This is a genomic window from Pseudomonas sp. TWI929 (assembly GCF_039673335.1).
Lineage (GTDB): Bacteria > Pseudomonadota > Gammaproteobacteria > Pseudomonadales > Pseudomonadaceae > Aquipseudomonas.
In genome coordinates this window covers 86,430-96,966 of sequence record NZ_JBDJLK010000014.1, presented here as the reverse complement: position 1 = coordinate 96,966, position 10,537 = coordinate 86,430, and the positions used below count along the sequence as shown (strand labels likewise).

8 protein-coding genes are annotated in these 10,537 nt (G+C 63.9%); 5 read left to right on the top strand and 3 right to left on the bottom strand.

Annotated elements, in window-relative coordinates:
• Positions 1-80: 80 nt before the first annotated feature.
• Together ABE456_RS09140 and ABE456_RS09135 are read right to left on the bottom strand one after the other, a co-directional pair.
• Positions 81-1,394, bottom strand: a complete 1,314-nt coding sequence (locus tag ABE456_RS09140) for a hypothetical protein (RefSeq protein WP_346643604.1) — start codon at positions 1,392-1,394, stop codon at positions 81-83.
• 92 nt (positions 1,395-1,486) lie between these two features.
• Positions 1,487-2,980: an aldehyde dehydrogenase family protein gene (locus ABE456_RS09135; RefSeq protein WP_346643603.1), complete on the bottom strand. Its 1,494-nt coding sequence runs from the start codon at positions 2,978-2,980 to the stop codon at positions 1,487-1,489.
• 494 nt (positions 2,981-3,474) lie between these two features.
• On the opposite strand from ABE456_RS09135, the gene peaA reads away from it, so the two are divergent.
• The 5 genes from peaA to ABE456_RS09110 all read left to right on the top strand — a co-directional run bounded on the left by peaA (position 3,475) and on the right by ABE456_RS09110 (position 9,748).
• Positions 3,475-5,040, top strand: coding sequence for a quinohemoprotein amine dehydrogenase subunit alpha (peaA, locus tag ABE456_RS09130; protein ID WP_346643602.1), 1,566 nt, complete (start codon positions 3,475-3,477; stop codon positions 5,038-5,040).
• A 48-nt stretch (positions 5,041-5,088) separates the two neighbouring features.
• Positions 5,089-6,519 (top strand): quinohemoprotein amine dehydrogenase maturation protein, encoded by a 1,431-nt coding sequence (peaB, locus tag ABE456_RS09125; RefSeq protein WP_346643601.1) that lies wholly within the window; start codon positions 5,089-5,091, stop codon positions 6,517-6,519.
• A gap of 1 nt (position 6,520) precedes the next feature.
• Positions 6,521-6,844 (top strand): quinohemoprotein amine dehydrogenase subunit gamma, encoded by a 324-nt coding sequence (gene qhpC / locus ABE456_RS09120; protein WP_346643600.1) that lies wholly within the window; start codon positions 6,521-6,523, stop codon positions 6,842-6,844.
• Positions 6,845-6,876: 32 nt separating this feature from the next.
• Entirely contained in the window at positions 6,877-7,998 is a 1,122-nt protein-coding gene (gene peaD, locus ABE456_RS09115) for a quinohemoprotein amine dehydrogenase subunit beta (protein WP_346643599.1), read from the top strand.
• A gap of 76 nt (positions 7,999-8,074) precedes the next feature.
• Entirely contained in the window at positions 8,075-9,748 is a 1,674-nt protein-coding gene (locus ABE456_RS09110; protein ID WP_346643598.1) for a fatty acid CoA ligase family protein, read from the top strand.
• 160 nt (positions 9,749-9,908) lie between these two features.
• On the opposite strand, the gene mobA is transcribed toward ABE456_RS09110, so the two are convergent.
• Positions 9,909-10,484, bottom strand: a complete 576-nt coding sequence (gene mobA, locus ABE456_RS09105; RefSeq protein WP_346643597.1) for a molybdenum cofactor guanylyltransferase MobA — start codon at positions 10,482-10,484, stop codon at positions 9,909-9,911.
• Positions 10,485-10,537: the final 53 nt, after the last annotated feature.

The following is a 10,537-nucleotide window of genomic DNA, read 5'->3' as shown; positions in this document are numbered from 1 at the left end:
CTTAGTGGGGTTTTTTGTTAATTTCCGGGGGGTTGGGGGGTTCCCGGCGATGGGCTGCAAAGCAGCCCCAAAATTTCAAATCAGAAGAAGGTCCCGACGATTAGCTGCATATAAGTCCCGCCGTCCGTCCCACCCAACTGCGTACCGCCATTCGCAGCACTGCGCTCCGGCTTGTAGAAACCCACCAGCGGGCTGATCAGCAGGTGGTCGTTGACCATCCATTCCACATACAGGTCCAGCTCGCGCCCGCCCAGGTTGCCCCGGTCGGTGTCCAGCGTATCGAAGTCGAAGTACAGCGCGCCGACCGTCAGGTTGTCGCGTGGCTTGCCTTTTAGCGCCACGTGGTGCACCTGGCTGTTCTTGTTGAACGGCCCGGCATAGTTGGCCGCCACTTCACCCTGGAACCAGGTGCCGTAGCCTCGGCTCAGGCCATAGAACAGCGGGTCGAAGTCTTCGGAAAAGCGGCTGTAACGGTAGGTGGCGGTCGGTGACCAGGGCAGCGCGGAGAAGGTCCAGTTACCCTCCAGGTACCAGGCGTTCTCGCGCCCGCCGGTGCGGTCTTGGGTTACGTATTCGGCGGCCAGCTCCAGGTCTTTCACGCCCAGGCCGCCGCGCCCGCGCAGGCTGGCGGTGTCCATGCCGTCGCGGTGTTCCAGGCCCAGAAGCTGCGCGTAGCGCTGGTCCACGTCGAGGCCGTGGATCCAGCTCAGGCCGACGGTGCCGGCGTCGGCGACATGCTCCAGGTTGGCTACCGCCAGCGAAGTGTCGGCCTGGAAGTGGTTGTCGGACTTCAGCCACATCAGGTCGCCGCGCCAGCCTTGTTTGCCGCCCAGGCGCAGCACAGCGGTGCGGTCGAAGGCCTTGCGGGCGGCCAGGTAGTAGGCGCCGCCGCGGTCGAAGTTGGCACCCAGGTCTACCTTGCCCAGGTTGACCGGGTCGCCCTGGATCAGGAAGCCGTCACCCAGGGTCACCACCTGACGCCCACCGGAAATGTCCACGCCGTCTTCGCCCAGGGCCGGGAACAGGTTGGCCGAGCGCCAGCCCAGGTACAGGTCTTCGATGGCGGTGCGGCGCTCATCGCCCAGGGTCAGGCCGGCAGCATCGCCATCGCCCCAGGTGGCGGAACTGAGCAGGTTGAAGGCGCCGTACAGTGCGCCGCTGTCGGCCAGGGCCTGGCTGCCGCTGAGGCCGTACTTGATGTAGCCCTCTTGCCAGGCGCTGCTGCCGGGCTGGCGGTTGCCGGCCTGGTTGAAGCTTTCGTCGCTGTGGAATACGCCGAACAGGGCTTCGAGGTCGGCGTTGAGGGTGCTGCCGTTGTGGTTGTACAGCTCGTACGCTTGGCTGGCGGGTGCGGTCAAAAGAAGGGCCAATGTGCAGGCGAGTGTGTGCCTCATGGTGTGCTCCATGTTTTTGTTGTTGTTTTTTCGGTTACCTGCGCCGGCCTCTTCGCGGGTGAACCCGCGAAAGGGCCAGAACAGGCTGAAGATCAGAGCTTGATCAACACCGACTTGAGCTCGGTGTAATGCTCGATGGCCGCCGCGCCCATCTCGCGACCGACGCCGGACATCTTGTAGCCACCAAACGGCAGCGCCGGGTCCAGCGCGCTGTGGCAGTTGACCCACACCGAGCCCGACTTGATGCGCGGGATCATGCGGTGCACGGCGGACAGGTCGTTGGACCAGATGCTGGCGCCCAGCCCGTAGGGGTTGTCGTTGGCCATGCCGATCACTTCGTCGAGGTCATCAAACGGCATCGCCACCAGCACCGGCCCGAAGATTTCTTCCTGCACCAGGCGGTGGCGCTGGTCGACATCGACGATCACCGTCGGCTTGACGAAGTAACCCGGCCCGAAGCCTTCGCCACCGCAGGCAATGGTCGCGCCCAGCTCGCGGCCCAGTTCGATATAGCCGGTGACACGGTCCTGTTGCTTGGCCGAGATCAGCGGGCCCATCTGTACCGCCGGGTCCAGGCCGCTGCCCAGCTTCATGCCATTGGCGATGCCGGCGATGTCGGCCACCACATTGTCGAAGTGCTTGCGGTGCACATACAGCCGCGAGCCTGCGCAGCACACCTGGCCCTGGTTGAAGAAGATTGCCGTGGCGGCGCCAGCGGCGGCTTCCTGCAGGTTGGCGTCGGGCATGACGATGGTTGGCGACTTGCCGCCCAGCTCCAGGGTGACGCGGGTCATGTTGTCCATGGCCGCCTTGCCGATCAGCTTGCCGACCTCGGTGGAGCCGGTGAAGGTCAGTTTGTCCACGCCGGGGTGGCGGCTAAGCGCGGCACCGGCATTCAGGCCGGTACCGGTGACCACGTTGAACACGCCTGCCGGGTAGCCGGCTTCGTCTACAAGCTCGGCCAGCTTGAGCACGCTCAGCGGGGTTTCATCAGCAGGCTTGAGCACCACGGTGCAGCCGGTGGCCAGTGCCGGGCCCAGCTTCCAGCAGGCCAGCAGCAGCGGGAAGTTCCAGGCGACGATGGCGCCGACCACGCCGACGGCCTCACGGCGTACGAAACCATGGAATTGGTCGTTGGGCATCAGCGGCATGGAGGCCTCGACGGTGCTACCCTCGATCTTGGTAGCCCAGCCCGCCATGTAGCGCAGGAAGTCGATGGCCAGTTGCACGTCCATCACCTGGGCCACGGCAGCGCTCTTGCCGTTGTTCAGGCATTCCAGTTCGGCCAGTTGGCGGGCGTCACGCTCCATCAGGTCGGCCAGGCGCCACAGCAGGTTCTGCCGTTCCCGCGGGCGCAGGCGGCTCCAGGGTGAATCGTCGAAGGCCTGGCGTGCGGCGCGCACGGCGCGGTCGACATCTTCGGCTTCGGCGGCGGGCACCTCACCCAGCACTTCGCCAGTGGCCGGGTTGCGGAACGACAGGGTGCGACCGCTGGCGGCGTCCTGCCAGTCGGCGCCGATGCGCATCTTCAGCTTGCGTTCGAGGAAGGCGCGGGTGGCGGGCAGGATGGGCAGTTCGGAAAGCATGGGGCTGTGCCTCTTGTCTTTGGATGTGACGGGCACTGGCGCAATGGCCGTGCCAAGCTGGGCTGATGGCCGCAAAGCGCTGAAGGTATTGGGTTTTGCCTAGGTGCAAGGTTGTGATTGCAGGCGTGCGCTGTTGCACATTGAGACGGTGTGAGACGGTGGTGAAACAGTGGCTGTTCCGGCCTCTTCGCGGGCTCGCCCGCTCCCACAAGGAATGTGTAATGCCTGGGGGCGGTGCAATACCTGTGGCAGCGGGCGAGCCCGCGAAGGCCTGCACAGCAGGCCCCTGTCTCAGGATGAAACACCCTGTCGCGAAATGGCACGCTGCAATTGGCCATCTCTGCCGATGTCCAAGCACCGAAAACCGGCTAAAAGGTTGAAAGGAAAAGCTTTTACAGCACCTGGCACAGTTCCTGTATCACAACCGTCACATGCACACCTGCTGTACCAAAGCGTGCGAAAACGATAAGAACAACAACCGTGGAGGTCTGACCTTGAAGACGACTCGACTCCGGCGGCATGCGGGCAAACTGGCGCTGGTCGCCGCCGCGCTGCTGAGCACCCAGGCCATGGCGGCCGAGCAGGGCCCGAGCCTGTTGCAGAACAAGTGCATGGGGTGCCATATCCCCGAAGGCAACGACACCTATAGCCGCATCAGCCACCAGCGCAAGACGCCGGAAGGCTGGCTGATGAGCATCGCCCGCATGCAGGTGATGCATGGCCTGCAGATCAGCGACGACGACCGTCGCACGCTGGTCAAGTACCTGGCCGACAAGCAGGGCCTGGCGCCTAGCGAGACCGATGGCGTGCGCTACGCCATGGAGCGCCGGCTCAACACCGTCGAGCACTTCGACACCCAGCTCAGCGAAACCTGTGGCCGTTGCCACTCCGGTGCCCGTGTCGCCTTGCAACGGCGCCCGGCCAAGGAGTGGGAACACCTGGTCAACTTCCACCTCGGCCAATGGCCGTCCCTTGAATACCAGGCCCAGGCGCGTGACCGCGACTGGCTGCCGATCGCCCTTCAGCAAGTAGTACCCGAGCTGGCCAAGCGTTACCCGATGGAAAACGCGGCCTGGGCCGAATGGCAGAAAGCCAAGCCCAAGGCCGACGCACTTCCCGGGCAATGGGCCTTCAGTGGCCACATGTTGGCCAAGGGCGATGTGCGCGGGGTGATGAGCGTTACCGCCGACGAGGGCGATACCTTCAAGGTCGAGGTCAAGGGGGCTTACGCTGACGGCACGCCGTTCAACGGCAGCGGCTCGGCAATCCTCTACAACGGCTATGAATGGCGCGGCAACGTCAAGGTCGGCGACGCCAACCTGCGTCAGGTGTTCGCTGCGCTGGATGGCGAAATGAAAGGCCGCATGTTCGAGGCCGAGCACGATGAGCGTGGCCTGGACTTCACCGCCGTGAAGGAAGGCAAGGCGCACTTGCTGGCGGTACAACCGGCGTTCATCAAGGTTGGCAGCGAAAGCGAAATCACCTTGGTCGGCAGCGGCCTGTCCGGCAAGCCGGAGCTGGGCGCCGGGGTGGAAGTGACCGAAGTGCTGGAGCAGACCCCAACCCTGGTACGGGTCAAGGCCCGCGCTGCGGCGGATGCCAAGCCTGGTCAGCGTGAAGTTGTGGTGGGCGCGCTCAAGGGCGCCAACCTGGCGGTCTACGACAAGGTCGATGAAGTGAAGGTAGTGCCGGCGTTCTCCATTGCCCGCATTGGCGAGAACGACGCTTCGGTGCCGAAGGTGCAGGGCCGTTTCGAGGCCGAGGCCTGGGGTAAAGACGCCAACGGCCAGCCACTGCGCATCGGCTACCTGCCGGCCAGCTGGAAGGTCGAGCCGTTCAACGAGCGTGCGGTCGAGGATGAAGACGTCAAGTTTGCAGGGCAGATGCAGGCCGATGGGGTGTTTGTGCCAGGCGGTGCCGGGCCCAACCCTGAGCGCAAGATGATGACCAACAACGCCGGTAACCTGAAGGTCATCGCCACGCTGGCCGACGGCGGCCAGACCGGCGAAGGGCACATGATCGTCACCGTTCAGCGCTGGAACAACCCGCCGCTGCCGTAACGGCAGGGCGCAACGGTTTTCCAACGGATCGATTATCGGGAGGTCGCCATGGGCGCACTACTGAACCTGGTCGAACGCAACCTGCATGAAGTGCAGGTCGATGCCGACCGCATGCTGTTCCATATCCCCAGCAGTTCGCTGTTTGCCACCGATGCGGTGACCGGCAGCATCATCGACGCCTTGCGCCAGCAAGGCTGCTCGGCCGAGGAGCTGATGCAGCGCCTTGGCCAGCAGTTTGCCGGCGACGATATCCAAGACACCCTGCGCGAGCTGATCGCGCTGGAACTGGTCAGCGACGGCTCGCCGCTGACCCCGGAAATCGCCCTCAAGCAGGTCGAGCGCACCGCGCTGAACACCGTGGTGCTGAACGTTAACACCGGCTGCAACCTCAGCTGCACCTATTGCTACAAGGAAGACCTGGACAAGCCTTCCGCCGGCAAGAAGATGAGCACTGACACGGCCGAAGCCTCGGTAGAGATGCTGCTCAAGGAGTCGCCCAACGAGGAACGCTACAGCGTGGTGTTCTTCGGTGGCGAGCCGCTGTCCAACCGGCCGTTGATCGAGCACATGGTGGCGTACTGCGAGCGGCGTTTCGCCGAGGCCGGCAAGCAGGTGGAGTTCATCATGACCACCAATGCCACGCTGCTCACCGAAGAGATCATCGACTGGCTCAATGCCCACCGCTTCGGCCTGTCGATCAGCATCGACGGCCCCAAGACCGTGCACGACCGCAACCGCATTACCGTGGGCGGGCAGGGCACTTATGACGTGGTGCGGCGCAAGGCCGACCTGTTGCTGTCGCGCTACACCAGCCGCCCGGTGGGCGCGCGGGTCACGCTGACCCGTGGCATCACCGACGTCGAAACCATCTGGAACCACCTGTTCAACGAAATGGGCTTCGCCGAGGTCGGTTTTGCCCCAGTCACCTCTGGTGACATGGCCGACTTCAACCTCACTGGCGAAGAGCTGGTGCAGGTGTTCGCCAACATGAAGGCGCTGGGCCGCAAGTACCTGGAGGCGGCACTGGAGCACCGCAACATCGGCTTCTCCAACCTGCACCAGCTGATCACCGACATCCACGAGGGCCACAAGAAGGCCCTGCCGTGCGGTGCCGGGTTGAAGATGCTGGCGGTGGACCACAAGGGCGAGCTGAACCTGTGCCACCGCTTCACCGGCTCCAACCTGCCGACCTTTGGCAACGTGCACCAGGGCGTCAAGCAGGCACAGCTCAACGACTTCCTGTCGCAGCGCCTGGACCGCAGCAACACAGGCTGCGAAAGCTGCCGCATCCGCAACCTGTGCTCGGGCGGTTGCTACCACGAGAGCTACGCACGCTACGGCGACCCGCAGCACCCGACCTACCACTATTGCGAACTGATGCGTGACTGGGTCGACTTCGGCATCGAGGTTTACAGCCGCATCATGGCCGCCAACCCGGCCTTCATCGATCGCTACATCACCCCGCGGAAGGCGCACTGACATGAAGCACTTGAAGCCCCTGAACAACAAGGCGCGCATCCTCGAGCAGGCCGCCGCCGAAGACCGCGTCGAAGAAGTCATGGCCATGAGCGCGGTGGCGGGCTGCACCGCCACCACCGACCCGGGTTGGGAAGTGGATGCCTTTGGCGGCGTCAGCTCGCTGTGCCAGCCGATGGAGGCCGACCTGTACGGTTGCTCCGACCCTTGCTGGTGGCCGGCCCAGGTGCCGGACATGATGAGCACCTACCAGGAGTGGAATGCCCAGGCAAGCAACTCCCAGGAAGACTGGCGCAACCTCGGCACCGTGTTCCCGAAAGACAAGTGACCGGCCCAACAAGAATGACAAGGGGAAACCGCATGAAAGCTGGACGCTGCGCGCAACTCGCGCTCACCATCGCCGCCACGGCCTGCGCCGGGCTGGTACAGGCCGACGACACCGGGCCGGCGCTGAAGGCTGGCCACGAATACATGATCGTGACCAACTACCCGAACAACCTGCATGTGGTCGATGTGGCCAGTGACACGGTGTACAAGAGCTGCGTGATGCCCGACAAGTTCGGCCCCGGTACCGCGATGATGGCGCCGGACAACCGCACCGCCTATGTGCTCAACAACCACTACGGCGACATTTACGGCATCGACCTGGACACCTGCAAGAACACCTTCCGCGCCAACCTGTCCAGTGTGGCGGGCGAGGTGGGGCGCTCGATGTACTCGTTCGCCATCAGCCCGGACGGCAAGGAAGTGTACGCCACGGTCAACCCGACCCAGCGCCTGAACGACCACTACGTGGTCAAGCCGCCGCGGCTGGAAGTGTTCAGCACCGCCGATGGCCTTGAGGCCAAGCCGGTGCGTACCTACCCGATGCCGCGCCAGGTTTACCTGATGCGTACTGCCGACGATGGCACCCTGTATTTCGCCGGGCCGGACATCTACAAGATGGACGTGAAGACCGGCAAGTATTCGGTGGCCTTGCCGCTGCGCAACTGGAACCGCAAAGGCTACAGTGCCCCGGACGTGCTGTACTTCTGGCCGCACCAGAACCCGCGCCACGAGTTCTCGATGCTGTACACCATTGCCAAGTTCAAGGATGCCAAGCAGGACCCGAACGAGGCCGAGCTGCTGTACGGCTACCTCAGTGTCGACCTGAAGACCGGCAAGACCCATACCCAGGAATTTGCCGACCTGACTGAGCTGTATTTCACCGGCCTGCGCTCGCCCAAGGACCCGAACCAGATCTACGGCGTGCTCAACCGCCTGGCCAAGTACGACATCAAGCAACGCAAGCTGATCAAGGCGGCTAACCTTGAGCACACGTACTACTGCGTCACCTTCGACAAGAAGGGCGACAAGCTGTATCTGGGCGGCACCTTCAATGACCTTGCCGTGTTCAACCCGGATACGCTGGAAAAGGTGAAGAACATCAAGTTGCCGGGTGGTGACATGTCCACCACCACGCCGCAGGTGTTCGTCCGTTAAATCGGTGTTGGCTTCTTCGCGGGCAAGCCCGCGAAGAGGCCGGCACAGACAACACAAAAACAACAAGAGATCGCCCATGCCCCAGCCAAGCTACTCCCAGGGCAACCAGGCCAAGCCCCTGCTGACCCAATGCATCGGCGACGCCTTCGACACCACCGTCGCCCGCTTCCCCCACCGCGAGGCCCTGATAGTCCGTCACCAGGCCCTGCGCTACACCTGGCAGCAACTGGCCGATGCCGTCGACCAGCACGCCCGCGCGCTGATGGCCTTGGGCGTGCAACCCGGTGACCGCTTAGGGATCTGGGCACCCAACTGCGCCGAATGGTGCATCACCCAGTTCGCCAGCGCCAAGCTCGGTGCGATCCTGGTCAACATCAACCCGGCCTACCGCTCCAGTGAGCTGGACTACGCCCTTGGCCAGTCCGGTTGCCGTTGGATAGTTTGCGCCGACGCATTCAAGACCTCCGATTACCACGCCATGCTGCTGGGCCTGGTCCCAGGCCTGGCAGGCAGCCAACCGGGCGCCCTGATCTGCGAGCGCTTCCCTGAGCTGCGCGGCGTGGTCAGCCTGGCCGCCGCACCACCGCCGGGCTTCCTCGCCTGGCACGACCTGCAGGCCCGTGCCGGGGCCGTCAGCCGCCAAGCCTTGGCCGAGCGCCAGGCGCAACTGCGTTGCGACGACCCGATCAACATCCAGTACACCTCGGGCACCACCGGTTTCCCCAAGGGCGCCACGCTCAGCCACAGCAACATTCTCAACAACGGCTACATGGTCGGCGAAAGCCTGGGCCTGACCGAGCATGACCGGTTGGTGGTGCCGGTGCCGCTGTACCACTGCTTCGGCATGGTCATGGCCAACCTCGGCTGCATGACCCACGGCAGCACCCTGATCTACCCCAACGATGCCTTCGACCCGCTAGCCACGCTGCGCGCGGTGGCAGAGGAAAAGGCCACTGCACTGTATGGTGTGCCGACCATGTTCATCGCCGAGCTGGACCACCCGCAGCGCGGCGAATTCGACCTGTCGAGCCTGCGTACCGGGATCATGGCTGGCGCCACCTGCCCGATCGAGGTGATGCGCCGGGTAATCAGTGAGATGCACATGGCCGAAGTGCAGATTGCTTATGGCATGACCGAGACCAGCCCGGTGTCGCTGCAGACCGGCGCTACCGACGACCTGGAGCGCCGTGTAACCAGCGTTGGCCGCACCCAGCCACGGCTGGAGAACAAGGTAGTCGATACCGACGGCAACACCGTGCCGCGTGGCGAAATCGGCGAGCTGTGCACGCGCGGCTACAGCGTGATGCTGGGTTACTGGAACAACCCCAAGGCCACGGCCGAGAGCATCGATGAAGAAGGCTGGATGCACACCGGTGACCTGGCGGTGATGGACGAGCAGGGCTACGTGCGTATCGTCGGGCGCAGCAAGGACATGATCATTCGCGGGGGCGAGAACATCTACCCGCGCGAGCTGGAGGAGTTTTTCTTCACCCACCCGGCGGTGGCCGATGTGCAGGTGATTGGCGTGCCGTGCAGCAAGTATGGTGAGGAGATCGTGGCCTGGGTACGGTTGCATCCGGGACATGTGGCCAGCGAGGAAGAACTGCGCGAGTGGGCGAAGGCGCGGATTGCGCATTTCAAGGTGCCCAGGTACTTCCGCTTTGTCGAGGAGTTCCCGATGACGGTGACGGGCAAGGTGCAGAAGTTCAGGATGCGTGAGATCAGTATCGAGGAATTGATTGCTGGCTGACCATTTCCATGCTGTTACGCGGTCCCTGTGGGAGCGGCCTTGTGTCGCGAAAGGGCCGCAAAGCGGCCCCGGCAATTTATGCGTCGATGCTGAAGTCCTGGGGCTGCTTCGCAGCCCTTTCGCGACACAAGGCCGCTCCCACAATGACCGCGCCAGGCATTCAGTCCTTTAGCAACTCCGGGCTGTTGAAATTGCTCAACCTGCGATCACCCTCGGCACACTCCAGCGCCACTACCTCGTCGCGCAGCAAGGACTTCTGCAAACTCCGCTCCCCCTCGGCCCAGGCCTGTTCCAGCACCGGCAACACCCGCCGCGGCAGCACGCTGAACATCGGCTGCCAATAGCCCCCCTGGCGCACCATGGCGGCGCAGTCATGAACTGCTGCCACCCGCAGCAGGTCCTCGATCAACGCCCGGTCAACCAGCGGCGCATCGCAAGCCTGCACCACCACCCATTCATGCCGCGCCACCTTAAGCCCGGCAATCACCCCTGCCAGCGGCCCAGGGAAGTCCACCTCGGCATCACCCACCAACTGGTCGGCATACGCCCGGTAGGCATCCTGGTTGCGGTTGCAGGAAATCACCAGGTCGTCGCTCAGCGGCCGCACCACACGGTGCACATGCGCCACCAGTGGCTCGCCTTGCCAGTCAATCAAGCCCTTGTCACGGCCACCCATGCGCTGCCCGCGGCCACCGGCGAGAATGAGGATGGAGCAGGGCGGCAATGCATCAGGCATGAAAAAGGGTTCCAGGCAGTCTTTGCCGGGAACCCTCCCATGTCACGCTGGGC

Excerpts from the sequence above, each read along its gene's own strand:
- ABE456_RS09110 (WP_346643598.1), top strand. The coding sequence starts at position 8,075 with ATGCCCCAGCCAAGCTACTCCCAGGGCAACCAGGCCAAGCCCCTGCTG.
- peaB (WP_346643601.1), top strand. The coding sequence starts at position 5,089 with ATGGGCGCACTACTGAACCTGGTCGAACGCAACCTGCATGAAGTGCAG.
- ABE456_RS09140 (WP_346643604.1), bottom strand. The coding sequence starts at position 1,394 with ATGAGGCACACACTCGCCTGCACATTGGCCCTTCTTTTGACCGCACCC.
- mobA (WP_346643597.1), bottom strand. The coding sequence starts at position 10,484 with ATGCCTGATGCATTGCCGCCCTGCTCCATCCTCATTCTCGCCGGTGGC.
- qhpC (WP_346643600.1), top strand. The coding sequence starts at position 6,521 with ATGAAGCACTTGAAGCCCCTGAACAACAAGGCGCGCATCCTCGAGCAG.
- ABE456_RS09135 (WP_346643603.1), bottom strand. The coding sequence starts at position 2,980 with ATGCTTTCCGAACTGCCCATCCTGCCCGCCACCCGCGCCTTCCTCGAA.
- peaD (WP_346643599.1), top strand. The coding sequence starts at position 6,877 with ATGAAAGCTGGACGCTGCGCGCAACTCGCGCTCACCATCGCCGCCACG.